The 25,691-nt window shown below is 69.8% G+C and carries 20 protein-coding genes and 1 tRNA gene; 19 read left to right on the forward strand and 2 right to left on the reverse strand.

Annotated features, from left to right (window positions below; translation table 11 throughout):
* Positions 1-8 precede the first annotated feature (8 nt).
* On the forward strand, positions 9-1,136 hold the full coding sequence (gene ku, locus IE264_RS13140) for a non-homologous end joining protein Ku (protein WP_032757955.1): 1,128 nt from the start codon (positions 9-11) through the stop codon (positions 1,134-1,136).
* Between the two features lie 66 nt (positions 1,137-1,202).
* Positions 1,203-3,056, forward strand: a complete 1,854-nt coding sequence (locus IE264_RS13145) for a serine/threonine-protein kinase (protein ID WP_190167640.1) — start codon at positions 1,203-1,205, stop codon at positions 3,054-3,056.
* Here the strand turns inward: IE264_RS13145 and IE264_RS13150 are convergent.
* On the reverse strand, positions 3,025-4,689 hold the full coding sequence (locus tag IE264_RS13150) for a hypothetical protein (RefSeq protein WP_190167641.1): 1,665 nt from the start codon (positions 4,687-4,689) through the stop codon (positions 3,025-3,027). The two genes, IE264_RS13145 and IE264_RS13150, sit on opposite strands and share 32 nt — an antisense overlap.
* Positions 4,690-5,570: 881 nt before the next feature.
* Between IE264_RS13150 and IE264_RS13155 the strand changes: the two genes are divergently transcribed.
* Both IE264_RS13155 and IE264_RS13160 read left to right on the forward strand, forming a co-directional pair.
* Positions 5,571-8,000: a helix-turn-helix transcriptional regulator gene (locus IE264_RS13155; RefSeq protein WP_032757958.1), complete on the forward strand. Its 2,430-nt coding sequence runs from the start codon at positions 5,571-5,573 to the stop codon at positions 7,998-8,000.
* Between the two features lie 181 nt (positions 8,001-8,181).
* The gene (locus IE264_RS13160) at positions 8,182-8,523 is read left to right on the forward strand and encodes an alpha-amylase inhibitor (RefSeq protein WP_032757959.1); all 342 of its coding nucleotides are present in this window, start codon (positions 8,182-8,184) and stop codon (positions 8,521-8,523) included.
* Positions 8,524-9,012: 489 nt separating this feature from the next.
* Here the strand turns inward: IE264_RS13160 and IE264_RS13165 are convergent.
* A tRNA-Arg gene (locus IE264_RS13165) sits at positions 9,013-9,084 on the reverse strand.
* A gap of 173 nt (positions 9,085-9,257) precedes the next feature.
* Between IE264_RS13165 and IE264_RS13170 the strand changes: the two genes are divergently transcribed.
* From IE264_RS13170 to IE264_RS13240, 15 genes are all read left to right on the forward strand, one after another.
* Positions 9,258-9,671: a response regulator gene (locus tag IE264_RS13170; protein WP_032757960.1), complete on the forward strand. Its 414-nt coding sequence runs from the start codon at positions 9,258-9,260 to the stop codon at positions 9,669-9,671.
* A 79-nt stretch (positions 9,672-9,750) separates the two neighbouring features.
* A complete protein-coding gene (gene nrtL, locus IE264_RS13175) occupies positions 9,751-10,968 on the forward strand; it encodes an ArgS-related anticodon-binding protein NrtL (protein ID WP_190167642.1) in 1,218 nt (405 codons plus the stop codon).
* A 29-nt stretch (positions 10,969-10,997) separates the two neighbouring features.
* Positions 10,998-12,389, forward strand: coding sequence for a diaminopimelate decarboxylase (lysA, locus tag IE264_RS13180; RefSeq protein ID WP_031122945.1), 1,392 nt, complete (start codon positions 10,998-11,000; stop codon positions 12,387-12,389).
* A gap of 96 nt (positions 12,390-12,485) precedes the next feature.
* Positions 12,486-13,787 carry a homoserine dehydrogenase gene (locus IE264_RS13185; RefSeq protein ID WP_015611359.1) on the forward strand — a complete coding sequence of 434 codons (1,302 nt, stop codon included), beginning with the start codon at positions 12,486-12,488 and terminating at the stop codon, positions 13,785-13,787.
* 7 nt (positions 13,788-13,794) lie between these two features.
* Entirely contained in the window at positions 13,795-14,865 is a 1,071-nt protein-coding gene (gene thrC / locus IE264_RS13190; RefSeq protein ID WP_015611360.1) for a threonine synthase, read from the forward strand.
* Positions 14,866-15,235: 370 nt separating this feature from the next.
* A complete protein-coding gene (gene thrB / locus IE264_RS13195; RefSeq protein WP_032758580.1) occupies positions 15,236-16,153 on the forward strand; it encodes a homoserine kinase in 918 nt (305 codons plus the stop codon).
* A gap of 389 nt (positions 16,154-16,542) precedes the next feature.
* Positions 16,543-18,597 (forward strand): transcription termination factor Rho, encoded by a 2,055-nt coding sequence (gene rho / locus IE264_RS13200; protein ID WP_015611362.1) that lies wholly within the window; start codon positions 16,543-16,545, stop codon positions 18,595-18,597.
* Positions 18,598-18,988: 391 nt separating this feature from the next.
* The gene (locus tag IE264_RS13205) at positions 18,989-20,092 is read left to right on the forward strand and encodes an LCP family protein (protein ID WP_032758581.1); all 1,104 of its coding nucleotides are present in this window, start codon (positions 18,989-18,991) and stop codon (positions 20,090-20,092) included.
* A 162-nt stretch (positions 20,093-20,254) separates the two neighbouring features.
* Positions 20,255-20,479 carry a 50S ribosomal protein L31 gene (gene rpmE / locus IE264_RS13210; protein ID WP_015611364.1) on the forward strand — a complete coding sequence of 75 codons (225 nt, stop codon included), beginning with the start codon at positions 20,255-20,257 and terminating at the stop codon, positions 20,477-20,479.
* A 176-nt stretch (positions 20,480-20,655) separates the two neighbouring features.
* Entirely contained in the window at positions 20,656-21,732 is a 1,077-nt protein-coding gene (prfA, locus tag IE264_RS13215) for a peptide chain release factor 1 (protein ID WP_015611365.1), read from the forward strand.
* Positions 21,733-21,778: 46 nt separating this feature from the next.
* Complete coding sequence (prmC, locus tag IE264_RS13220; RefSeq protein ID WP_015611366.1) at positions 21,779-22,624, forward strand: peptide chain release factor N(5)-glutamine methyltransferase; 846 nt, start codon at positions 21,779-21,781, stop codon at positions 22,622-22,624.
* Positions 22,625-22,676: 52 nt separating this feature from the next.
* The gene (locus IE264_RS13225; protein WP_015611367.1) at positions 22,677-23,324 is read left to right on the forward strand and encodes an L-threonylcarbamoyladenylate synthase; all 648 of its coding nucleotides are present in this window, start codon (positions 22,677-22,679) and stop codon (positions 23,322-23,324) included.
* Complete coding sequence (locus tag IE264_RS13230; protein WP_015611368.1) at positions 23,321-23,962, forward strand: arsenate reductase/protein-tyrosine-phosphatase family protein; 642 nt, start codon at positions 23,321-23,323, stop codon at positions 23,960-23,962. Before IE264_RS13225 ends, IE264_RS13230 begins: the two co-directional genes overlap by 4 nt.
* 239 nt (positions 23,963-24,201) lie before the next feature.
* Complete coding sequence (locus tag IE264_RS13235; RefSeq protein ID WP_158706553.1) at positions 24,202-24,600, forward strand: peptidase inhibitor family I36 protein; 399 nt, start codon at positions 24,202-24,204, stop codon at positions 24,598-24,600.
* Between the two features lie 99 nt (positions 24,601-24,699).
* Positions 24,700-25,656, forward strand: coding sequence for a hypothetical protein (locus tag IE264_RS13240; RefSeq protein ID WP_158706554.1), 957 nt, complete (start codon positions 24,700-24,702; stop codon positions 25,654-25,656).
* Positions 25,657-25,691: the final 35 nt, after the last annotated feature.

The following is a 25,691-nucleotide window of genomic DNA, read 5'->3' on the forward strand; positions in this document are numbered from 1 at the left end:
GGTGAACGGTGAGGTCCATATGGAACGGCGCGATCTCCTTCGGGCTGGTCAGCATCCCGATCAAGCTGGTCAACGCCACCGAGAACCACTCGATCCACTTCCGGCAGATCCACCTAGCCGATGGTGGCCGGATCCGGTACCGCAAGGTCTGTGAGCTGGACGAGGAGGAGGTGGCGGGCGGCGAGATCGGCAAGGCCTACGAGGACGCCGACGGCACGATGATCCCGATCACCGACGAGGATCTCGCCCAGCTCCCGCTGCCCACCGCCAAGACCATCGAGATCGTCGCCTTCGTGCCCGCCGACGAGATCGACCCGCTCCAGATGGACGCGGCGTACTACCTCTCCGCCAACGGGGTCCCGGCCGCCAAGCCGTACACCCTGCTGCGCGAGGCCCTCAAGCGCAGCAACAAGGTCGCCGTCGCCAAATACGCCCTGCGCGGCCGCGAACGGCTCGGCATGCTCCGGGTCGTGGACGATGTGATCGCCATGCACGGGCTCCTGTGGCCCGACGAGATCCGCGCCCCCGAGGGGGTCGCCCCGGACAGCGACGTCACCGTGCGCGACGCCGAACTCGACCTGGCGGACGCCCTGATGGACACCCTCGGCGAGGTCGACATGGACAGCCTCCACGACGACTACCGGGAGGCGGTGGAGGAACTCATCGCCGCGAAGGCCTCCGGCGAGGCGGTGCAGCCGGCGGAGTCCGACGACTCCGGCGGCGGCAAGGTGATCGACCTGATCGCGGCCCTGGAGAGCAGTGTCCGCGCCGCGAAGAAGTCCCGGGGCGAGGGGGACGAGAACGAGGCCGAGAACGAGGGGGACATGGCGGACGTCCACCCCATCAAGAAGACGGCGTCGGGGAAGACGGCATCAGGGAGGACGACGAAGACGGCACAGAAGACGGCACAACAGAAGTCCACGCCCAAGCCCACCGGCACGAAGAAGTCCACGTCGTCCACGTCGTCCCCGGCCAAGAAGACAGCGCAGAAGCAGAAGAAGACAACGGCCAAGTCGACGTCCTCCTCCTCCGCCGCCTCCAAGAGCTCGTCCTCGGGGAAGAAGCAGACCTCGTCGAACGCCCGGAGCACCACGAAGAAGAAGACGGCCGCACCCCGCAAACGTGCCTCGGCCTGACCCCGCCGCGTCCCGATCCCCGGCCCCGGCTCCCCCTTGTCGTACGGCACCCGTACGCTACGGCGCATGAGCGCAGAGGCCCCCTCGGGACGGGTGATCGACGGCCGCTTCACCCTGGTGGAGCGGCTCGGCAGCGGCGGCATGGGCATGGTCTGGCGCGCCCACGACGAGGCGCTCCACCGCGATGTCGCCCTCAAGGAGGTACGGCCCCCGGACCCGGCGCTCGCGGAGTACGACCCCGAGGGCGCCCGCACCCTGCGCGCCCGGGTCCTGCGCGAGGCCCGCGCGCTGGCCCGCCTGGACCACCCCAACGTGGTCACCGTCCACCACATCGTCGACCCCGGCGAGGACGGCTACCCCTGGATCGTGATGGAGCTGGTGGCCGGCTCCTCCCTCCACGAGCGGCTGGCCGAAGGGCCCATGAAGCCCGCCGAGGCCGCCGAGCTGGGGCGCGGCATCCTCTCCGCCCTGAACGCCGCCCACGCCTCCGGCATCCAGCACCGCGACGTCAAACCGGCCAACGTGCTGCTGCGCACCGACGGCCGCCCGGTCCTCACGGACTTCGGCATCGCCGCGATCCGCGAGTCGACCAGCCTCACCATGACGGGCGCCCTCATCGGCTCGCCCGACTACATAGCCCCCGAGCGCATCCGGGGCACCGAGGGCGACCCGTCCTCGGACCTCTGGTCGCTCGGCATGATGCTGTACGTCGCCGTCGAGGGCCACCACCCGCTGCGCAAGGCCACCACGCTCGCCACCCTGGCCGCGGTGCTCGACGAGGAGGTGCCCCCGCCGGTTCGGGCAGGGGCGCTGGCGCCCGTCCTGACCGCGCTGCTCACCAGGGACATCCCGGCCCGCCCGGACGCCGCGGCCCTGGACCGGATGCTGGCGGAGGCGGCGAGCCCGCAGCCCGCCCCCGACCCCCGGAGCGCCTACGGGCCGCCCCGCGCCGCCACCCGCCCCGAGCCCTCATCACCCACCCGGCCGCCCCACCCGCCGACCCCTGCCACCGGGTTCGGCCACCCGCCGGCCTTCCCCACGCCCGCCGACGCGTCGAGGCGGCCGTACGCGAGCAACCCGTACGCGACCCCGACCACGTACCCCACTGCGCCCCCCGCCGACTCCCGGACCACGTCCCCTTCCGGCTCCCCGCCCACGCCCCCTTCCGGCTCCCCGACGGTCTCCGACGACGAGGCGCGCCGACGCCGCATCCTGCGCCGGACCCGGATGATCACCACGGCCTCGTCCGTCGTCTCGGCGGCGGTGCTGGCGGGCGTGATCCTCTGGATGACCGACCCGCCGCTCTTCGGCGGAGACGGTGACGACGGTGCGAAGGGGAGCAACCGCCCCGACACCACGGCGAGCGCCCCCGCGAATGGCCGGAGCGCGGCCCCGCCCACCGCCGGAGGCCAACCGGTCGCGGACGGGGACGAGTCCGGGGCGGACGACGACGAACCGGAGGCCCCCGTCGACCTGCTCACCCCTCAAGGGGCGCGGCAGGCCATCGCCGCACTGAAGCCGCTGATGGGCGGAACGAAGGTCACCGACTTCACCCTCTACGACGAGCACGCCTCCGCCCAGGCGCCGCTGAAGTCCAACTCCCGCCTCTACGACCGGTTCAGCTACCGGGACGGGCAGGCGAAGAACGACGACATGGGCGGCACGCTCATGTCCGGGGACAAGCCGGTCGACCTGAACTCCGTCGACTGGGACGCCCTGCCCGCCCTGCTGCGGACGGCCAGGACGACGCTCAACATCCCGGAGCCGGAGAGCAGTTACGTGATCGTGGACCCGTCGTCGCCCTTCCACGACGACCGCCCGGTGCTGCGCGTCTACGTCTCCGACAAGTACGGGGGCGCCTTCCTCACCGCGCACCTGGACGGCCGGGTCATCGAGAAGAACCCGCGCGAGAAGGGCTGACCGGGGGAGCGGAGGCAGGCTCGATGTAGTCGGGCAGGGTGGGCAGGTCGAGCCCCAGGGGACTGCGCTCGATGACATAGGTGCAGCTGGTGTACGTGTAACCGGACTGGACCTTCGACCCCGCCGCGTAACTGTCCACCCGGGAGGTCGCGCCCGTGCCGTGCTTGTAGAGGAAGTGGTAGTCGCCCGCAGGCAGTTGGAGCCGGGCCTTCGGGTAGCTCCTGCCGCTGTCCTTGCAGGCGAGCCGCGGGCCGGCCGACGCGCTGTAGCGCTTGCAGCCAACGCAGGGCTTCAGCGTGACGGAGCCGGTGACCGGCCCGGTGTAGAGCACCTCGACCGCGTTCGGCGCGTCATTGCTGATGACGAGCTCCATCCGGGGCCCGCCGGGCGCCTTGGACGGTGGCAGCCGCCTGCCGGCCGCCGCCCGGTCATCGGCTATCTCCGCGGCGATGGCGATCTTCCGGGCCTGCGCCGCCCGCCCGTCACCCTTGTGGGAACGGGCGAAACCGGCCAGCGTCGTGCGGGCCTCGCTGAACTTCTTCTCCTTGAACTGGTCGACCCCGCAGGCGTAGACCCCGTCCGTCACGCCCTTGTCCGCGTCGGCGCGCAGGGCGGAGACGCTCGCGACCGGCATGGCGGAAGCCGTGGAGCCGAGACCGCGCAGCACCTCGGTGGCCGCACACGGCTCGTCGCCCCGCACAGCCGCGACCTGCTCCTTGATCCGCCCGCCGATCGTCGGCCCCACCTGCTGCGCCGGCGCCGACTCGGGGAACGTGCGCAACAGCTCGCCCAGCTCCGTGGAGCCCCCGCCGGCTCCACCCAGCCGGGACACCCCGCACCCGTACAGCGACTCGGCGAGCGGCCCGTCGGGCCATCCGGCGAGCTCGCCCAGCAACTCCTTGCCGACCGTGCCCGGCAGGCTCCGCAGATAGGTCAACGGCTCGACGGCCTCGCAGTGCCGCTTCTCGTCGTACGGAGCGGAGACCGCGTCGTAGTACGCCTTCAGGCGGTCCGGTACGAGCTTCGCCGCCCGGGAGCCGGGATGGTCCCGGTCGAGCGCGCGATAGACACCTAGGGCCTCCGCGTACTCACCCTTGCCCGTCCCGAACGGCTGCTGGGCCGCGGCGGCCACCCTCCGGTCCCCGCCCGCCAGCCGGTCGAGCAGCATCTGCTCCCGCGCCTCGTCCTGCGCGGCCCCGTACGCCACCACCCCGCCGGCCGGAACGGCCAGCAGCACGACACCCAGCCCCACCGCCACCACCGGCCGCCACGAACCACCCAGCGCCGAACGCAGGGCGATCCGCGCCCCGTCGGCGGCGGCGGCCACGAGCACGAGGAGATACGCGACGAGCACCCCCGTGCCCACCCCGTCCGGATCGGCGGGCAACGCTACGAACAACAGGGCCCCGGTGGCGACCCAGCACCCGACGGCCCGCCCCCACCGCCCCAACAGCGCGTAACCGAGCCCCAGCCCGGTCAGATTGAGCAACCCGGCCCCGACGGCCCGAAGCCCCGCACCGGGCGGCGGCGGGCCGACGGTCGGCGCATGGGAGGGGGGCGGGGGCACGGCTCCGCCGAATCCGGCCCCGGCCGTGCTCTCTCCCGCAGTCCCGTACCGGTCATCCGACTCCATAACGGTCCCCCCACCGCCGAGTCCTGCAAGTCGCCGTCAATCTGCCCGGATCCATCCCGCTCCACGCACGATCCGGGCCGTGATTCTTAGGTCGGCCCAATTGGTCCTGCGCAAGCACATTGCGTTCATGAAGGGCTCAACCCTGTGTCGTGGGTGCGGTGTTCGCGGAGAACTCGGATTTCGTGGCAGGGAAGGAGGACGGCGCAGGGAACTTGCCGCGATTGCCCAGGGCTGGGCGGGAGCTGCGTCGGCGTGACTTCGCTGCTGCGCAGGTGAGGTGGCCGCAGTACCAGGTGCGAGCCGACTTCGCCCGACTCGCTGAGCGGCTTCGGAGGCACACGTGGGCCGGAAGGCTTTCTCCATGAAGCGGTTGACCCCTCGCAGACTCACTGATCACTTGTCGAATTCGTGGCCACAGTCGGCGAACAGCCGGGTCGGCTGATGGCGCGACTGCCCGCGCGCACAGTGGATAAGGGGTAGCGCGTCCGGCAGGGCATCGACTGGGTGAGGTCGTGCCGGTTGCCGCGGGGCAGCGAGACGGCCGAGGGGTGCTGGTCGGCGATCGGATGGCGCCTCCTGGCCAGGCGTACGCGGTCGACCGGCGAAGGTCCGCAGCTCTGCCGGAGAAACCCGTGCAAGCGGAGCCATGGTCCGGCCCCAACCACCAAGCCTGCAAGCGAACTCAATCTGGAATGATCAGTAACTGATCACGCCTGCGCGTCAAACTCAACGGTGTCAGGAAGGAGGTCCCGTGCCGCGTTCCCTAACGAAATTGCAGTATCAATCACTGACTCACCCGTGATAGGCATACGCCTGTAACGGAAAGTGATGTTCCTCTGACCAGGGCACACGGGGCTTTTCGAGGTTGAAACGAGGGCTGCATGTTATTCGGGTACATACCGGAGAGAGCTGCGATAGATGATCTTCTTCGGCGGACTCGCAGCGGATCCGGAGGAGTTGTCGAATTCACGGGGGAACTGGGGGCGGGGAAGAGCTCGCTGCTCGATGCCGCGGCGGAGAAGGCCGCCGATTTGAAGGTGTTGCGGGCTGAGGGGTGTCGGCCCGAAGTGCAGTATCCGTACGCGCTGCTCGGACTTCTCCTGGGCCCCCTGGCAGGGCAAGTGGCCGAACTGCCGCAGGAGCAAGCTGCCCAGCTCCACGCGGTGCTGTGGGGAGGAGAGCGGGACACGGCGGATCTCCTGCGGGTGTGTGACGCGGTCCTGGCGCTGTTGCGTACGGCAGCGCGCAAGCGGCCACTCGTGTGCGTCGTCGACGATCTGCACTGGGCGGACCGCGAGTCTGTGGAGGTGCTGAGTTTCGTCGCGCGCCGCGCGGGCACCGAGCCCATCGCCTGGTTCTTAAGTGAGCGCGAAGACACTTGTATTGATGCGGTACGCACCTCACCAGCAGGCATACGCATGCCGCTGCGGGGCCTTGACGAAGGCGCGGCAATCCGCATGCTCAAGGTGCGGGTACCGGACCTCGTGCCGTCCGTACGGCAGCGTGTCACCGAGGAAGCCCGAGGAAACCCGGCAGCCCTGCGCGACATCTCGTACGCGCTGACCCCGGCCCAACGGGCAGGGAGAATAAATCCGTTCACGCTGTACGACGGGACACCGTCGAGTGGCACTTCAGCACAAGCGGAGTTTTACGAGCGCTTCGGTGGACTGGCCGATCGCACTCTGCTTCTCGCCCTGACGGTCGCGGCCTGTGACGCCGACGACCTGAGGCCCGTGTGGGCCGCTGCGTACGATTTGGGCTGTCGCGACGAGGACCTTGACCAAGCGGAACGGTCGGGCCTGATTGAGGTGAGTGCGTCGACGGCGCGCTTCGTCCACCCTCTGTGGCGTCTCGTCATGTATTGCAACGCAACAGCCATACAGCGGAATGCTGTGCACACCGCACTGTCCAGGTCCGACACCCCGCACGCTGCCCGTATCTGGCATGTGGCAGCGGCTTCGTACGAGAGCGACGAAGTGACGACAGGCCTCGCCGAAGTCGCGCGTCACACTCCTCACGAGCAGGCGTACGCCGCCTACGACCGGGCGGCTGCTCATGCCACCGGACGAGGACAACGCGCGCAGTACTACGTGGCCGCCGCGGATAGCGCAGTGGAAGCAGGACTGTTCGACGAGGCGGCGAGGTTGGCGGACGCGGCTGCCGCCGCGGACCTCCCGGCTCACCGCCTACGGGTGGCGAAGGTACGCGCCGCTATCGACGGCGAACGCGGCACAACTGCGATGGACCCCGCACCCCGGACCTTGACCCTGCTCGATGAGCCACCGTGCCGGAGGAACGCGGAGGACCACGTCACGCAGTGCCGTGACTCCGGAGCGGGCAGGCGGCTGCCGTACGCGCTGCTTGCCCTGGGCAACGCCCTGCTGGGCGAGGATGAGTACGCCAGAGCGCGGGAGGCGTTCCGCGAGGGCCTGGAGCTATGTGAGGAATCGGGCCAGTCGAACTGTGCCGCCCTGCTCAAGAGCCACTTGGCCTGGTGTGCGGCGTTCGAAGGGGATGAAGCGCGTTGCTCGGCCCTTGCCCAGGAGTGCCAGGCCCACTCGGAACAACACCAAGGCCCGGCAGCAGTCTCGAGTGTGGTGCTGTGGGCGCATGTGCGGACGGGCATGGGGCGTGCCCGTTACCGTGGAGCCCTCGCGCAGCTGACGGCGTTGTGGGGCTGCGAGAGTACTCCCCGCTCCGCGCGACTTGCCGCTGACCTCGTGGAGTCCGCGGTGCGCTCGGCACGCTCAGGACTCGCCGAACGGCCCTTCAAGTGGCTGATCGAGCTGAACTCCGGGCCGTCCGCGCAGATGGCCGCGCCCTCCTCGTACGACGGACTGGTGGCGCGCTGTCACGCACTGCTCACGGAAGGGGAGGAGGCGCGCGGCTGGTACGAGGAGGCTGCCGCCCTCTTCGAGAAGCATGGTAACCGCGTCGAATGGGCTCGTTGTGAGCTCCTGTACGGCGAGTGGCTTCGCCGCTCCAGACGCCGCCGCGAGGCGCGGGAGCACCTGTATGCCGCCGAGGCCGTCTTCACGGAGTACGGGGCCCGGGGATGGTTGTGGCGGGTGCGCTCGGAGCTCGCGGTGTGCGCGGCCAAGCGCAAGGCAGTCCCGTCTCGCGCGGGTTTGACGGAGCAGGAGGCGAACGTCGTCCGCCTTGCCGCGCGGGGCCGGACGAATCCACAGATCGCCGAGGAGCTCTTCGTCAGCCCGCGGACGGTGGCCAACCACCTCTACCGTGCTTTCCCCAAATTGGGTGTTACGTCCCGGGCCCAGCTCAGCGCACTCAGACCTGACGAGATTTGCTAGCTCAAGTTGCTCATACGGGCCGAGACTCTACTCAGGCCGGCGGTGAACGGGGTCTGGAAGTTGAGTCACAGCGCATCAGTACCGTGTAGCGGCCGGTCACTAGGTTTTCTTGTGCAACGGACGAAAACCATCTGGCCGGGCGCCGTTGGACGACGGCCGGCTCTGAACGGGGAGACTCAACGTGCGAAAGTTTGTCAGCGCCACCACCATCGCGGCGGCGATGTGCGGTTCGCTCATGTTTGCGGCGCCCATCGCCACTGCTGCGCCGCAGGCCCCGATCGTCGGTGACGTGACCGTGCAGGCCGCGGCACCCAGCTGCGTCACGGTCAAGCGCATCACCGATGGGCACCTGGTCAAGTACAAGGGCTACGACGTGACGAACAACTGCGCGACGTCGAAGAAGCTCAAGGGTGTGTTCTCGGGCGGCTACGACTCCGAGTGCAAGTCGGTGGGGTCGAAGAAGAAGGCACGTCTGATGTCCTCGCAGCCGTGGGTCGGCTACGACAAGGTCGTCACCTGCTGACCGAGGCCGATCGCCGGTGATCTGCGGGAGCGTTGCTCTACGGCCTGAGGATCACCGGTATCCCATCACCCAGAGGGTTTGCAGGGTGCGCGGGAGAGTGCATCCGAGAGGGCTCGTCCCTCATCGGAACTGGCGGGGTCCGGACTGGTCCGGACCCCGCCAGTCATGGCACGGCGCGACATGCGCAGAGCCGGACAACCGGGTCCCGCGGTCGCCACCTCCCTCGCCTGCAGCCTTAGCGGAGTGGCAGCCTGGCGGTCTCTGCGGCACTGGGCCGGTGCATGGCCTCGCCTGTACGGGATCTTCCTGGCAGAGCTGCGAGTTGTGGGCCTTCGCCGGCCAACCGCGTACACCCGGGTAGTAGGCACAGCCGGACCGTCGACCGACTCTTCTTCGGCCAGGCGCACACGATCGACGAGGCGCTTGCTGTTGTGGCATAAAGAAAGGCTCTGACCGGCATTGCTGCTGGTCAGAGCCTTTTTCCGGAAGTGCCCCCGGCAGGATTCGAACCTGCGCACCCGGCTCCGGAGGCCGATGCTCTATCCCCTGAGCTACGGGGGCGTATCGCGGTGTTGCTCTGCGACGGGTGAAACACTACCAGCTCCCACCGGGTCTCCGTGAACAGGTATTCCGTCGCGTCAGCCCGTCGCCCGTCCGGGGTGGAAGTGACCAAACGCCGGACGCGGTCAGGGGGGCCGACCTACTCTCGAAGGGTGTCAGGGGCGTACGGCCGCGTGCTTGTTGTCGACGACAACAAGGTCATCCGGCAGCTGATCAGGGTCAATCTCGAGCTGGAGGGCTTCGAGGTCGTGACCGCGGCCGATGGTGTCGAGTGCCTGGACCTGGTCCACCGGATCCGTCCCGATGTGATCACCCTCGATGTCGTGATGCCCCGCCTCGGTGGCCTGGAGACCGCGTCCCGGCTGCGTTCCGACCCCCGCACCCGGCAGGTGCCCATCGCCGTCATCAGTGCCTGCACCCCTTACGAGGTGGACGCGGGGGTGTCGGCCGGGGTCGACGCATTCCTGGCCAAGCCGTTCGATCCCACCGAGCTCGTGCGGATGGTGCACCGGCTCGCGACCGGGGAGGAGCGGCCGTCGGTCGACGGATGGAGCGGTGCCGGACGGGCAGGGACCACCACCGGCTGACTCACCGGTACCGCCACCGGCTGACCGGATGGCGAAACCGGGTCGCGGAGCCCCCCTCCTCCTCCCATACGCTTGTCCCGTGACCCCCGCCGATCTCTCCAGGACCGTGCTGCACGCCGTGCGCCGCGCGGTCGACGAGAACGCGCTGCGCGCGCCCGTGCCCGCGCGCGTGCGGGTGGAGAGGACACGGCCCGGAGGCAGCGGCGACTACGCCTGCGCGGTCGCGCTCCAGCTCGCCGGTCCCGCCGAGCTGCCGGCCCTGGAGGTCGCGCGGATCCTGCGCGAGCGGGTCGCCGCCGAGCCCGGCATCGGGCGGGTCGAGATCACCGGTCCCGGGTTCCTGAGCTTCACCCTCGATGTCCCCTCCGACAGCGACCTGGCCGTTCTCGACGCCGTACGGGAGCAGGGAATCGCGTACGGACACGGGGGCGCACTCCGGGACGAGATCCTCCAGTTCCACCACGCGCGGGAGGTGCGCGCCGCCGTCACCGCCCATGCCGTGCGCCGGCTCCTCGTCTCCCAGGGCGCCCGGGTCCGGATCAGCTGCGATGAGGCGGGCGGCCCGGAGTGGAGCCGCCTCGGCGTCACCGTCGACGCGTACGGCACGCCCCCCGTCCCGCTTCCCCGGATCCGCCCCGTGCCCGCCGGTGCCACCGCGGGGGAGCTGCTGGAGCGGCTCGGCGCGGACGCCGTCCGCTGGGGGCTGCTGCGGCCCGCCGGCCACGACCGAGCCCCCCTCGGCGACGACCTGCTCGTCCAGGGGGAGGCCAACCCGCTCTTCCGCGTCCGGTACGCCCACGCCAGGGCCCGCGCCCTCACCCGGGGCGCCGCCGCCCTGGGGTTCACCTCGGAGCCCGGAGAGTCCCTGGAGCCCGTCGCGCACGAGGGTGCCGACCTCGCCGCGTCCGAAGGCGCCGCTTACGCCACGCACGCGGAGCCCGCCCCGTACGAAAGCGCCTACGCCGCGCACAAGGGCGCCGAGCCCCTCGCGCATGCAGCCGCCACCCCCTCCCCGCCCCCCGAAGCCCCCGCCCGCCCCCTCCTCGATCTTCTCGCCGACCACCCCGGCGTCCTCCTCGCCGCAGCCCGTCACCGTGCGCCCGACCGGGTCGCCCGGCAGCTGGAAGCCGTTGCCCACGCGTTCTTCGACTTCCACGACAGCTGTCCGCCGCTGCCCTCGGGCGACGAGAAACCCTCGGCCGCCCACCGCTCCCGGCTGGCCCTTGCCGAAGCCGCCGGGACGGTGCTGGCAGGCGGCCTGTCCCTGCTCGGTATCAGCGCGCCCGCTTACCTCTGACGACTCTGACGAATCCGAGAGACCTCACCATGAGCCGCTCCGCACACCCCGCCGGTCCCCGTCACGCCGACGTCATGACCGAGGGGCACTACTCCGCCCCCGCCGCTGACCTGAACGTCCTGGACGAGAAGGTCTGGGCCCGTACCGTCACCCGTGACGCGGACGGTGCCCTCACCGTCGGCGGGATCGCCGTCGCCCGGCTCGCCGAGGAGTTCGGCACCCCCGCCTACTTCCTCGACGAGAGCGACTTCCGCGCCCGGTGCCGGGCCTGGGCCGATGCCTTCGGGCCGGACGCCGACGTCTTCTACGCCGGAAAGGCCTTCCTCTCCCGCGCCGTCGTGCGCTGGCTGCAGGAGGAGGGGCTGAATCTCGATGTCTGCTCCGGGGGGGAGCTGACCACCGCGCTCGATGCCGGGATGCCCGCCGAGCGCATCGCCTTCCACGGCAACAACAAGACCGTCGCCGAGATCGAGCGCGCCGTCGAGGCCGGTGTCGGGCGGATCGTGCTCGACTCCTTCCAGGAGATCGTCCGCGTCGCCCACATCGCCCGGAGCCACGGCGTCCGCCAGCGCGTCCAGATCCGGGTCACCGTCGGCGTCGAGGCGCACACCCACGAGTTCATCGCCACCGCCCACGAGGACCAGAAGTTCGGCATCGCGCTGGCCGACGGGCAGGCCGCCGAGGCGGTCCGCCGTACGCTCGCGCTCGACAGCCTCGAACTCATCGGGATCCATTCGCACATCGGCTCGCAGATCTTCGACATGGCCGGCTTCGAGGTCTCCGCCCGGCGCGTGGTGCAGCTGCTCGCCGAGGTCCGTGACGAGCACGGCGTCGAGCTCCCCGAGATCGACCTCGGCGGCGGCCTCGGCATCGCGTACACCTCCGAGGACGACCCCCGCGAGCCGCACGACATCGCCAAGGCGCTCAGCGACATCGTCACCCGCGAGTGCGAGTCCGCGAAGCTGCGCACGCCCCGGATCTCCGTCGAGCCCGGCCGCGCCATCGTCGGCCCCACCGCGTTCACCCTGTACGAGGTCGGCACGATCAAGCCCCTCGAAGGGCTGCGGACGTACGTCAGCGTCGACGGCGGAATGTCGGACAATATTCGTACCGCGCTGTACGACGCCGAGTACAGCGTGGCGCTCGTCTCGCGCACCTCGGAGGCCGAGCCGATGCTGGTCCGGGTCGTCGGGAAGCACTGCGAGAGCGGGGACATCGTGGTCAAGGACGCGTTCCTCCCCGCCGACCTGGCACCCGGGGACCTGATCGCCGTCCCCGCCACCGGCGCGTACTGCCGCTCGATGGCGAGCAACTACAACCACGCCCTGCGCCCCCCGGTCGTCGCCGTCCGGGACGGAGAGGCACGCGTCATCGTCCGGCGCGAGACGGAGGAAGATCTCCTGCGTCTCGATGTCGGCTGATGAAATAGTCGTCTCAGGATCCGGACGGGGGTCAGAAACGCCCGTCCGGTGAGTGAGACTGGTCCACACGTGAGCATGTATGAGAAACGAGGTCGGATGATGCGTACGCGTCCGCTGAAGGTGGCGCTGCTGGGCTGTGGAGTGGTCGGCTCAGAGGTGGCGCGCATCATGACGACGCACGCCGACGACCTCGCGGCGCGCATCGGTGCGCCCGTGGAGCTCGTCGGCGTCGCCGTCCGCCGCCCCTCGAAGGTGCGTGAGGGCATCGACCCCGCACTGATCACCACCGACGCGACCGCGCTCGTGCAGCGCGGCGACATCGACGTCGTGGTCGAGGTCATCGGGGGCATCGAGCCGGCCCGCACGCTCATCACCACCGCCTTCGAGAACGGCGCGAGCGTCGTCTCCGCCAACAAGGCACTGCTCGCCGAGGACGGCGCGGCCCTGCACGCCGCCGCCGAGAAGTACGGCCGCGACCTGTATTACGAGGCCGCCGTCGCCGGGGCCATCCCGCTGGTGCGGCCGCTGCGCGAGTCGCTCGCGGGCGACAAGGTCAACCGGGTTCTCGGCATCGTGAACGGCACGACCAACTTCATCCTCGACAAGATGGACACCAGCGGCGCCGGCTACTCCGAGGCGCTCGACGAGGCCACCGCCCTCGGGTACGCCGAGGCCGACCCGACCGCCGACGTCGAGGGCTTCGACGCCGCCGCGAAGGCCGCGATCCTCGCCGGGATCGCCTTCCACACCCGGGTCAAGATCGGTGACGTGCACCGCGAGGGCATCACCGAGGTCACCGCCGCCGACATCGCCTCCGCCCGCCGGATGGGCTGCACGGTCAAACTGCTGGCCATCTGCGAGCGCGCCGCCGACGGCCAGTCCGTCACCGCCCGTGTCCACCCCGCGATGATCCCGCTCAGCCACCCGCTGGCCTCCGTCCGCGAGGCGTACAACGCGGTGTTCGTCGAGGCCGAGGCCGCCGGACAGCTGATGTTCTACGGGCCCGGCGCCGGCGGCTCCCCGACCGCCTCCGCGGTCCTCGGCGACCTGGTCGCGGTCTGCCGCAACAAGCTGGGCGAGGCCACCGGCCCCGGTGAGTCCGCCTACACGCGCCTGCCGGTCAGCCCCATGGGCGACGTCGTCACGCGCTACCACATCAGCCTCGACGTGGCCGACAAGCCGGGCGTACTCGCCCAGGTGGCGACGGTCTTCGCCGAGCAGGGCGTATCCATCGATACCGTACGCCAGCAAGGACGTCCAGATGGAGACGGCGAGGCATCGCTCGTCGTCGTCACCCACCGCGCGCCCGACGCCGCCCTCTCCGGGACCGTCGAAGCGCTGCGCAAGCTCGACACCGTCCGCGGTGTCGCCAGCATCATGCGTGTTGAAGGGGAGTAAAGGACCCATGACCAGCAAGGGCACCCACCAGTGGCGCGGCATCATCGAGGAGTACCGGGACCGGCTTCCGGTCACGTCCACGACGCCGGTCGTCACACTTCGTGAGGGCGGTACGCCGCTCGTTCCGGCGCAGGTCCTCTCCGAGCGCACGGGCTGCGAGGTGCACCTCAAGGTCGAGGGCGCCAACCCCACCGGTTCGTTCAAGGACCGCGGCATGACCATGGCCATCACCCGGGCCAAGGAGGAGGGCGCGAAAGCCGTCATCTGCGCCTCCACCGGCAACACCTCGGCCTCCGCCGCGGCGTACGCCGTGCGCGCGGGCATGGTCTGCGCCGTCCTCGTACCGCAGGGCAAGATCGCCCTCGGCAAGATGGGCCAGGCGCTCGTGCACGGCGCCAAGATCCTCCAGGTCGACGGCAACTTCGACGACTGCCTCACCCTGGCCCGCTCGCTCTCGGACAACTACCCGGTGGCGCTGGTCAATTCGGTCAACCCGGTCCGTATCGAGGGCCAGAAGACCGCCGCGTTCGAGATCGTCGACGCGCTCGGCGACGCCCCCGACATCCACGTCCTGCCGGTCGGCAACGCGGGCAACATCACCGCGTACTGGAAGGGGTACACCGAGTACGCCCGTGACAGCGTCTCCACGCACACCCCGCGCATGTGGGGCTTCCAGGCCTCCGGCTCCGCGCCCATCGTGCGCGGCGAGATCGTCAAGGACCCGTCCACCATCGCCACCGCGATCCGCATCGGCAACCCGGCCTCCTGGGACTACGCCCTGGCCGCCCGGGACGAATCGGGCGGTTTCATCGACGAGGTGACGGACCGGCAGATCCTGTCCGCCTACCGGCTGTTGGCCTCCCAGGAGGGCGTCTTCGTGGAGCCCGCCTCGGCCGCCTCGGTCGCCGGTCTGCTCAAGGCCGCCGAGGAGGGCAAGGTCGACCCCGGCCAGCGCATCGTCTGCACGGTCACCGGCAACGGCCTCAAGGACCCCGACTGGGCCGTCGCGGGCGCTCCGCAGCCGGTCACCGTACCGGTCGACGCGGCCACCGCGGCACAGAAGCTCGGGCTCGTCTGACCCGTCCGGCGACACGTCCGGGCTGGGCACCGACAGCCCGGTCCGGACGGCCCGGTCAACCGCGACAACCCAGCTCAACCGCCCTCTTTTCGGGGCGGAGAGCGCATAGGAGGCGGGCGACACGCATCGTGCGCCTCCTGTGCGCCCTATGTCGCGACAGAACCTTCCTTCGATAAGCTGTACCCCATCCGCCCGACATCCGCCCGACGGGTCCGCCGCGGCGCGATCGGCGTCGTGACGGCGAGCACGGGCCGGGTCACCGGCGCCATCCCCACCCCGTAGAACCACCCGCAGACACACCCCGCAGGCCCCACCGCCGCAGAACCACCGCACCTCAATCCCCGCCGCCTTGCAAGGAGTCGTCCAACCGATGGCCGGTCCCGCGTTCCGAGCCGCCGCCGTCAGGGTGCGCGTCCCCGCAACCAGCGCCAATCTCGGCCCGGGTTTCGACGCCCTCGGCCTCTCGCTGGGGCTGTACGACGACGTCGTCGTCCGGGTCGCCGACTCCGGGCTCCACATCGACATCGCAGGTGAGGGCAGCGAGACACTGCCCCGCGACGAGAGCCACCTGCTCGTACGCTCCCTGCGCACCGCCTTCGACCTGCTCGGCGGCCAGCCCCGCGGCCTGGAGATCGTCTGCGCCAACCGCATCCCGCACGGCCGCGGCCTCGGCTCCTCATCCGCCGCCATCTGCGCCGGAATCGTCGCCGCCCGTGCCGTGACGACCGGTGGCGACGCCCGTCTCGATGACGAGGCCCTGCTGGAGCTGGCCACCGAGATCGAGGGGCACCCCGACAACGTCGCGGCCTGTCTGCTCGGCGGGTTCACCCTCGCATGGATGGACGGCGGAGCGGCCCGGGCCATCCGTATGGACCCCGCGCGGTCCGTCGTTCCGGTGGTCTTCGTGCCCGGCCGGCCCGTGCTCACCGAGACGGCGCGCGGACTGCTCCCGCGCACCGTCCCGCACGTCGATGCCGCACTCAACGCGGGCCGCGCGGCCCTGCTCGTCGAGGCGCTGACCAGGCGCCCCGAGCTGCTGCTGGCCGCCACCGAGGACCGCATCCACCAGGAGTACCGGGCCCCCGCGATGCCCGAGAGCGTCGAGCTGGTGCACCGGTTGCGCGCCGACGGCGTGCCCGCGGTCATCTCCGGCGCGGGCCCCACGGTGCTCGCGCTGGCGGAGGAGGGATCCGCCGACAAGATGGCCCGTCTGGCGGGCGAGGGCTGGGCCGCGAACCGGCTCGCCCTCGACGCCGCGGGCGCCACCGTGCTGCCGCTGGCCGCGTAACCGCATGTGATTACCGGTGGCCGAGAGGGGGAATGTTTGTTGGAGCCGGTAGTGTTAACCTCAAGTCTGCAACCGACGTCTTTGAGGCGCGTTGCTTCGTGTCCCCCTCCGGGACCGCCATTCTTCCGGGAGCCTCCCCAACTGCCTGAGCAGCCTGCCTGAGCAGTTTCGAGCACGCTCCGGAACCGGCACGACACCCCTCGCTCGTCCAGGAGTGGGCCGAGCAGGGGGATCTCGCGCCGGACCCCGTACGTTCATCTCTCCGCCGTACCCGGCGGACCACCGCCCCGGCAAGGTCCGCGATCCAGCAAGATCAACAGACCGCAGTCGGACAGCACAACCGGTCGCCGAGCCAGAAGGCCGACGTCCGCTCCAGGGAAGGACCCTTCGTGAGCGACACCACCGATCTGATGGGCGTCACTGCCGACAAGAACGTCGACAGCGCCGCGCCCGCCGAAGGTGCTGCCACTGGCACCACCGCACGGCGCCGCCGCTCCGGCACCGGCCTCGAGGGCATGGTCCTGGCCGAGCTGCAGCAGGTCGCGTCCGGCCTCGGCATCAGGGGTACCGCGCGGATGCGCAAGAGCCAGCTGATCGAGGTCATCAAGGAGGCGCAGGCGGGCGGCGGATCCGCCGCCCCCAAGGCCTCCTCCAAGGCTGGTACCGGGGACGACGCCCCCGCCGCCGAGGCGGAGAGCAAGCCCAAGCGGCGTGCCACCTCCAAGGCGCGCACCGGGGACGAGGCCGCCGCCGAGAAGGCCGCGGCCCAGCAGCAGATCGACATCCCCGGTCAGCCGGCCAGCGACGACCAGCCCACGGGCGAGCGCCGTCGCCGTCGCGCGACCGCTCAGGCGGGCAGCCCCGACACCAAGGCCGAGGCGAAGACCGAGGTCAAGGCGGAGCCGCAGGCCGAGCAGAAGACCGAGGACCGCGGCGAGCCCAAGGGCGACGCCAAGGCCGAGGCCGCCGCCGACACCGCCGAGGGCCGTCGTGGTGACCGCCAGGGCCGCGGCGAGCGCGGTGACCGGGGCGAGCGCGGGGAGCGCCGCGAGCGCCAGCGCGACCGCCGGGGCAAGGGCGACGACCAGGGCCAGCAGGGCGGCGGCGGGCAGCGCCCGCAGCGCCAGGGCCAGGGGCAGAGCCAGGGACAGGGTCAGGGCCAGAGCCAGCAGAACCGTGACAACGGTCCGCAGGACGACTTCGACGACGAGGCGGGCGGCCGCCGTGGCCGTCGTGGCCGCTACCGCGACCGCCGTGGCCGCCGTGGCCGCGAGGACTTCGCCAGCGATGTGCAGGTGGCCGACGATGACGTCCTGATCCCCGTCGCGGGCATCCTGGACATCCTCGACAACTACGCGTTCATCCGGACCTCCGGCTACCTGCCGGGCCCGAACGACGTGTACGTCTCGCTCGCCCAGGTCCGCAAGAACGGCCTGCGCAAGGGTGACCACGTCACCGGCGCGGTGCGGCAGCCCAAGGACGGCGAGCGGCGCGAGAAGTTCAACGCGCTCGTCCGCCTCGACTCGGTCAACGGCATGGCCCCCGAGTCCGGCCGGGGCCGCCCCGAGTTCCAGAAGCTGACCCCGCTGTACCCGCAGGACCGGCTCCGCCTGGAGACCGACTCCAACATCCTGACGACGCGGATCATCGACCTGGTGGCCCCGATCGGCAAGGGTCAGCGCGGGCTCATCGTGGCCCCGCCGAAGACCGGTAAGACCATGATCCTGCAGGCCATCGCCAACGCGATCACGGTCAACAGCCCCGAGTGCCACCTGATGGTCGTCCTGGTCGACGAGCGTCCGGAAGAGGTCACCGACATGCAGCGGTCGGTGAAGGGCGAGGTCATCTCCTCGACCTTCGACCGTCCCGCCGAGGACCACACCACCGTCGCCGAGCTGGCCATCGAGCGCGCCAAGCGTCTCGTGGAGCTGGGTCACGACGTGGTCGTCCTGCTCGACTCGATCACCCGTCTGGGCCGCGCGTACAACCTCGCGGCGCCCGCCTCCGGCCGCATCCTCTCCGGTGGTGTCGACTCGACCGCGCTGTACCCCCCGAAGCGCTTCTTCGGTGCCGCGCGCAACATCGAGGACGGCGGCTCGCTGACCATCCTGGCGACCGCGCTCGTCGAGACCGGCTCGCGCATGGACGAGGTGATCTTCGAGGAGTTCAAGGGCACCGGCAACATGGAGCTCAAGCTCGACCGGAAGCTCTCGGACAAGCGCATCTTCCCGGCGGTGGACGTCGACGCGTCCTCCACCCGTAAGGAAGAGATCCTGCTCGGCACCGACGAGCTGGCGGTCGTCTGGAAGCTGCGCCGGGTGCTGCACGCGCTCGACCAGCAGCAGGCGATCGAGCTCCTCCTGGACCGGATGAAGAAGACCCAGTCCAACGCGGAGTTCCTGCTCCAGATCCAGAAGACGACGCCGGGCAACGGCAACGACTGACGTATCCACGGCAGTTGACGCGGAGGGCCCCCGGCGCCGTGGCGCCGGGGGCCCTCCGCGTTCCCAGAGACGTTCCCAGAGACGTTCCCAGAGACGTTCCCAGAGATGTTCCCAGAGACGTTCCCAGAGATGTTCCCGAGACGTATCCCACACGCCGCCCCGCCGGAAAACGCCCCGCACGGAGACCGCCCGGGGCGGGAAACCGCAGGTGAACGCCGGATCGCGGGCCGCCCGCCGACCCGTACCCGCTCCGGGCCGCTCACCGGGCGCACACAGCCCGCTGTGCAACCCTTCTTGCTGCTTCGTCGTCTGATCGAGCGAGGACAAACCCTCCCGGACCCGTCACGGTCCGGGGGCGAGGAGCAGCGGAGCGCCGTAACGAGGGAGACGCGTGAGCGAGCAGAAGAAGACCCCGGGGCGGATACGCGGCACCGGCACCCGCCGGAGGAAGCCCTCCCGCCGGCACCGCGCCAAGGTCGTCACGGCCTGGACGGTGGCAGGCGTCGTGGTGGTCGGCGGCGCCGGGCTCGGGTACGCGTACGTCACGCTCGACGGCAACCTCTCCAGCATCGACATCGACGCCAAGCTCGGCACCGACCGCCCCGACGACGTGGACGACGGCTCGCAGGACATCCTGGTGCTGGGCTCCGACTCGCGCTCCGGCGACAACGGGAAGTACGGCGCCGACGAGGGCGCCGCCCGCTCCGACACGGCGATGGTCATGCACGTCGACAAGGGCCACAAGTCGGCGAGCGTCGTCTCGATACCGCGCGACACCCTGATCGAACGCCCCGCCTGCACGAGCGACACGACGGACGAGACGGTCCCCGCCCAGCACCGGGCCATGTTCAACACCGCGTACGAGGTCGGCGGGCCGGCCTGCGCGGTGAAGACCGTCGAATCGATGTCCGGTATCCGCATGGACCACTACATCGAGGTCGACTTCACCGGATTCGAGAAGCTCATCGACGAGCTCGGCGGCGTCGAGATCACCACGAAGACCGCCATCAACGACTCCAAGAGCCACCTCGACCTGGAGCCCGGCACCCACACCCTGGACGGCGAGGAGTCCCTCGGGCTCGTCCGTACCCGCAAGAGCGTCGGTGACGGCAGCGACCTGGGCCGGATCCAGCTCCAGCAGGCGTTCATCAAGGCGCTGATGGAGCAGGCGAAGAGCGTCGGGGTCTTCTCCAGCCCGAAGAAGCTGTTCGGCCTCGCGAACGCCGCCACCAAGGCCGTCACCACCGACTCCGGCCTCGGCTCGGTCAAGGAGCTCACCGGCTTCGCGGGCGGCCTCAAGGGGCTGGGCGCGAAGAACGTCCACATGGTGACCCTGCCGGTGGAGTACGACCCGGCCGACCCGAACCGGGTCCTCCCGCAGGAGAAGGCCGGCCGGCAGGTGTGGGCGGCGCTCAGGAACGACCTGCCCATCCCCGCCTCCGCGACCGAGAAGTCCGCCGGGGACAAGGGCGACGCCGGAAAGGTCGTCGGGTAACCCTCCCGGTCACCCTGGGTGCTCAGGTGTTCGGGAATACCTGCGGTCCGCCCCCGGTTTTGGGAGATACGGCCGGTCCTGGCAGACTGGTACGTCGGCCCCGGTTCACGGCCGCGCAATCCGCGCGGACGACCCGGCGCCCTCCCGAAACTAGGAGACACCTTGAAGCGCGACATCCACCCCGAGTACGTCGAGACCCAGGTCAGCTGCACCTGTGGCGCGTCGTTCACCACCCGGAGCACCATCGACTCCGGCGCCATCCGCGCCGACGTCTGCTCCGAGTGCCACCCGTTCTACACGGGCAAGCAGAAGATCCTCGACACCGGCGGCCGCGTGGCCCGCTTCGAGGCCCGCTTCGGCAAGGCTGCCGGCTCCGCCAGCAAGTAGCGAGCCACTGCGCCGGTTCTCGGCGCCCTCTTCCCGGGGGCGTCGGAACCGGCGTTTTTTCCGGTCGGGTGTGCGGGGGAGCTCTCCGTGATGCAGGGGGAGCCCCCGGTACACCCCACCCGGCAGTACGCCCTCCAGCAGGCCCGCAGACTTTCAGACCAACCAGGAGCCCCCGAATGTTCGAGGCGGTCGAGGAACTGATCGGTGAACACGCCGGTCTCGAGAAGAAGCTCGCCGACCCGTCGGTCCACGCCGACCAGGCCAACGCGCGCAAGCTGAACAAGCGTTACGCGGAGCTGACCCCGATCGTCTCCACGTACCGGGCCTGGAAGCAGACCGGCGAGGACATCGAGACCGCCCGCGAGTTCGTCGCGGACGACCCCGACTTCGCCGCCGAGGTCAAGGACCTGGAGAAGCAGCGCGAAGAGCTCACCGAGAAGCTCCGCCTCCTCCTCGTCCCGCGCGACCCCAGCGACGACAAGGACGTCCTCCTGGAGATCAAGGCGGGCGCGGGCGGCGACGAGTCCGCCCTGTTCGCCGGCGACCTGCTGCGCATGTACCTGCGGTACGCCGAGCGCATCGGCTGGAAGACCGAGATCATCGACTCCACCGAGTCCGAGCTCGGCGGCTACAAGGACGTCCAGGTCGCCGTCAAGACGAAGGGCGGCAACGGGGCCACCGAGCCCGGCCAGGGCGTCTGGGCCCGGATGAAGTACGAGGGCGGGGTGCACCGGGTGCAGCGCGTGCCCTCCACCGAGTCCCAGGGCCGCATCCACACCTCCGCCGCGGGCGTGCTCGTCACCCCCGAGGCCGAGGAGGTCGAGGTCGAGATCCACGCCAACGACCTGCGCATCGACGTCTACCGCTCCTCCGGCCCCGGCGGCCAGTCCGTCAACACGACCGACTCCGCCGTCCGGATCACGCACCTGCCGACCGGCGTCGTCGCCTCCTGCCAGAACGAGAAGAGCCAGCTCCAGAACAAGGAGCAGGCCATGCGCATCCTGCGCTCCCGGCTGCTGGCCGCCGCCCAGGAGGCCGCCGAGCAGGAGGCCTCCGACGTGCGCCGCAGCCAGGTCCGTACGGTCGACCGCTCCGAGAAGATCCGCACGTACAACTTCCCGGAAAACCGCATCTCGGACCACCGCGTCGGCTTCAAGGCGTACAACTTGGACCAGGTGCTCGACGGAGAGCTCGACGCCGTCATCCAGGCGTGCGTCGACGCCGACTCCGCCGCCAAGCTCGCCAACGCGTAAGCGCACCGCCCGCCCCGCACACCCGTAAACCGTACGGAGAACCGCGATGAACCTGCTGCTCGCCGAGGTGGCCCAGGCCACCCAGCGGCTGGCCGACGCCGGTGTCCCCTCACCGCGATTCGACGCCGAGGAACTCGCGGCCTTCGTCCACGGCGTGAAGCGGGGCGAGCTGCACCAGGTGCCCGACACCGACTTCGACGCCCGGTACTGGGAGACGATCGCCCGCCGCGAGGCCCGCGAACCGCTCCAGCACATCACCGGCCGCGCCTTCTTCCGCTATCTGGAACTCCAGGTGGGGCCCGGTGTGTTCGTGCCCCGGCCGGAGACCGAGTCGGTCGTCGGCTGGGCCATAGACGCCGTCCGGGCGATGGATGTCGTCGAGCCCGTCGTCGTCGACCTGTGCACCGGCTCCGGCGCCATCGCGCTCGCGATGGCACAGGAGGTCCCGCGCTCGCGCGTACACGCCGTGGAGCTCTCCGAGGACGCCCTCAAGTGGACCCGGAAGAACGCCGAGGGGTCCAGGGTCACCGTCCACCGCGGAGACGCCCTGAGCGCCCTTCCCGAGCTCGACGGCCAGGTCGACCTGGTGATCTCCAACCCGCCGTACATCCCGCTCACCGAATGGGAGTACGTCGCCCCCGAGGCCCGCGACCACGACCCGGAGATGGCCCTCTTCTCCGGCGAGGACGGCCTCGACACCATCCGCGGCATCGAGCGCACCGCCCACCGTCTGCTCCGCCCCGGCGGCCTCGTCGTCATCGAGCACGCCGACACCCAGGGCGGCCAGGTGCCGTGGATCTTCACCGAGGAGCGGGGCTGGGCCGACGCGGCCGACCACCCCGACCTCAACAAGCGGCCCCGGTTCGCCACCGCCCGCAAGGCCATGCCGTGACCGGCCCCCGGCTCCACACCCCGTACCCGTACACGCTCGAGGAGGCCGGCTGATGGCACGGCGATACGACTGCAACGACGCGACCGACCGGATCAGCGGGCTGCGCGAGGCCGCCTCCGCCGTCCGCCGCGGCGAACTGGTCGTGCTGCCCACCGACACCGTGTACGGGATCGGTGCGGACGCCTTCAGCTCCGAGGGCGTCGCCGACCTGCTGGACGCCAAGGGGCGCGGCCGCAACATGCCCACCCCCGTCCTCATCGGCTCCCCGAACACCCTGCACGGACTGGTGACCGACTTCTCCGAGCAGGCCTGGGAGCTGGTCGACGCCTTCTGGCCCGGCGCCCTCACCCTGGTCGCCAAGCACCAGCCCTCGCTCCAGTGGGACCTCGGTGACACCCGCGGCACCGTCGCCATCCGGATGCCGCTGCACCCCGTCGCCATCGAGCTGCTGACCGAGGTCGGCCCGATGGCCGTCTCCAGCGCCAACCTCACCGGACACCCCTCGCCCGAGGACTGCGACGCCGCCCAGGGCATGCTCGGCGACTCCGTCTCCGTCTACCTCGACGGCGGCCCGACGCCCGGCATCGTGCCGTCCTCGATCGTCGACGTCACCGGTGCGGTCCCGGTCCTCCTGCGGGCCGGTGCGCTCTCCGTGGAGGAGCTGCGCAAGGTGGTACCCGACCTCGAGGTGGCCAATTGACCGCCCCCGAGGGGCGTGGCATAGCGGGGCGGACCGACACCTTCCGCATCCTCCACGTCAGCACCGGCAACGTCTGCCGCTCGCCCATCACCGAGCGGCTGACCCGCCATGCCCTGATGGACCGCCTGGGCGACCCGCTCAGCGGCGGCCTGATCGTGGAGAGCGCGGGCACCTGGGGCCATGAGGGCGCCCCCATGGAGGCCAACGCCGAGGTCGTCCTCGCCGACTTCGGCGCGGACGCCAGCGGCTTCGTCGGCCGCGAGCTCCTCGACGAGCACGTGATCCGCGCCGACCTGGTCCTCACCGCCACCCGCGACCACCGGGCCCAGGTCATCTCCATGGGCCACTCCGCGGGCCTGCGGACCTTCACGCTCAAGGAGTTCACCCGCCTGGTGCGGGCCATAGACCCCGCCACCCTGCCCGACCCGCTGGACGAGGGCGTGGTCGAGCGCGCCCGCGCCCTGGTCCGCGCCGCCGCCGCGCTGCGCGGCTGGCTGCTGGCCCCGACCGCCGAGGCGGACGAGGTCTACGACCCCTACGGCGCGCCCATCACCTTCTTCCGCTCCATCGGCGACGAGATCAACCAGGCACTCGACCCGGTCGTCACGGCACTCACCGGCGTACGCGCCCCGAGCTGACGAGTCGACGCGTCCCGCGCTGACTGCGTACGCGTGCGGAGCTGACGGTTCCGCGTTCCGGACCGACGGACGTAGCGTCGCTGAGTGACCTGAAGTCACTTGGAGCTGTCCGATAATCGCTTGCTTGGCCTATGCCATTGTGGAAAAATTTCCAGAGAATTCCGAATATGAAAATTCTCCGGGATTCGCCATAATTGATCAGGTCGTCGACTTGGTCAATTTAATGCATGGGTGGGGGAGTGAAATTGAAGAAATCTGCTGCCGTAGCTGTTACGTTGGTTGCCGCTCTCGGGATGACGATGCTTTCGGCTGGGTCCGCGAGTGCGGCCACCAGTGGTGATGGCTACCTCGCATCGGGTGAGATGGGCTTCTTTTACCTCAAGGGGCAGGGTGGGCCGGTCTTTGATCCGGATATAAATATTCCCAACTTCTCCCTGTTCGTCTACACACGTCAGCCGCAGACGTCAGTCAATGACAATACTCTCTCGTACTGGAACCGCTCCTCGAGGACCTGGTACGTGTACACGGACTCATTCCGGGGCGGAGTCCGCGGCTCCATTCCGGCGGGTCACAAGGGCGACGCCTCGGCGAACTTCGCTAACAAGATCTCTTCCGCGTACAATTTCAACGGAACGTGAGTATAGATTAGTTGCGATAGATTCTGGCCGCCTCGTCGTACGAAGACGAGGCGGCCAGAATTTATGGGAATCCTTCTCATGGTGATACGAGGTGTTCCGATGGCATCCGAGCGGGTTCGCGCATTCATTGTCTCTCTGGCGGCCTGTTTTTCCTTGATTTCGTTGTCTGGTTGTTCGTTCGGTGAGGCAGAGGGCGAGGAGGCTGGGCGCGGGACGGGGGTTGATGCGATCGATGGCGTCGACGGCGCCGAGGGATTGAGCTTGCCGTTGGACTCATACTTCGCTTCCCCGGCTCAGGCGCAAATGTTGGATAGAGCTCAAGACGTGCTGAAAAAGCAGTGCATGAAACGCTACGGATTCAGCTATACGCCCCCTCCGCTGCCCGAGGTAGTTCCCGTGAAGGGAATCGGAAACCGGTATGGGATTGCTGACCCGGCAGATGCGGCCAATTTCGGGTACGGAGGCCCGGATGTCGCTACGCAGGCCGATGACCCTCCTCTCGGGGAGGACGAAGCAGCCGTGTTCAACGGCCCCGACGAGCTGGATCCGGACAGTCTTCCCAACAGTCAGGAAGAGGTGGACGACATCCCGGCGAGCACCGGCAACGCCAACTTGGTCAATGGACTCGTCGTCCCACCAGGGGGATGCATCCGTGAGTCGTTTCTGAAGCTCTACGCTCCGCGGGCCGGCGCAGTGGACATCCTCTTCACCCAAGACCTTGAGAGGGAGTCTTTCGCCAGGTCGCGCGCAGATTCGCGGGTCAAGGACGCGGCGAGTGCCTGGTCCGCCTGCATGGGCAAGAGTGGCTACGAGGTGAGCGACCCGATGAATCCGGGCAAGGAGCTCAATCTGACCGAGGACTTGTCCGGTGAGAAGGCCACGGCAATAGCGGTGCAAGATGTCGAGTGCAAGAAGCGGGCCAACCTGATCAAAATCTGGTTCGCGGTGGAATCTGCCTACCAGCACGAGGTCCTCAAAAGAGAGGCCGACACTCTCAAGAGGGCTAAGGCTGAGCACCACGAGCGAATCCGGTTTGCCGAGTCGCTCGTGAAGTGAGCGCGCAGGCGGCGGAGGACACCACTCCGGTCAGT

This window comes from Streptomyces microflavus, from assembly GCF_014650075.1.
Classification (GTDB): Bacteria; Actinomycetota; Actinomycetes; order Streptomycetales; family Streptomycetaceae; genus Streptomyces; species Streptomyces microflavus.

Excerpts from the sequence above, each read along its gene's own strand:
- IE264_RS13145 (WP_190167640.1), top strand. The coding sequence starts at position 1,203 with ATGAGCGCAGAGGCCCCCTCGGGACGGGTGATCGACGGCCGCTTCACC.
- IE264_RS13150 (WP_190167641.1), bottom strand. The coding sequence starts at position 4,689 with ATGGAGTCGGATGACCGGTACGGGACTGCGGGAGAGAGCACGGCCGGG.
- IE264_RS13155 (WP_032757958.1), top strand. The coding sequence starts at position 5,571 with ATGTTATTCGGGTACATACCGGAGAGAGCTGCGATAGATGATCTTCTT.
- lysA (WP_031122945.1), top strand. The coding sequence starts at position 10,998 with ATGAGCCGCTCCGCACACCCCGCCGGTCCCCGTCACGCCGACGTCATG.
- IE264_RS13185 (WP_015611359.1), top strand. The coding sequence starts at position 12,486 with ATGATGCGTACGCGTCCGCTGAAGGTGGCGCTGCTGGGCTGTGGAGTG.
- thrC (WP_015611360.1), top strand. The coding sequence starts at position 13,795 with ATGACCAGCAAGGGCACCCACCAGTGGCGCGGCATCATCGAGGAGTAC.
- thrB (WP_032758580.1), top strand. The coding sequence starts at position 15,236 with ATGGCCGGTCCCGCGTTCCGAGCCGCCGCCGTCAGGGTGCGCGTCCCC.
- prfA (WP_015611365.1), top strand. The coding sequence starts at position 20,656 with ATGTTCGAGGCGGTCGAGGAACTGATCGGTGAACACGCCGGTCTCGAG.
- prmC (WP_015611366.1), top strand. The coding sequence starts at position 21,779 with ATGAACCTGCTGCTCGCCGAGGTGGCCCAGGCCACCCAGCGGCTGGCC.
- IE264_RS13225 (WP_015611367.1), top strand. The coding sequence starts at position 22,677 with ATGGCACGGCGATACGACTGCAACGACGCGACCGACCGGATCAGCGGG.
- IE264_RS13240 (WP_158706554.1), top strand. The coding sequence starts at position 24,700 with ATGGCATCCGAGCGGGTTCGCGCATTCATTGTCTCTCTGGCGGCCTGT.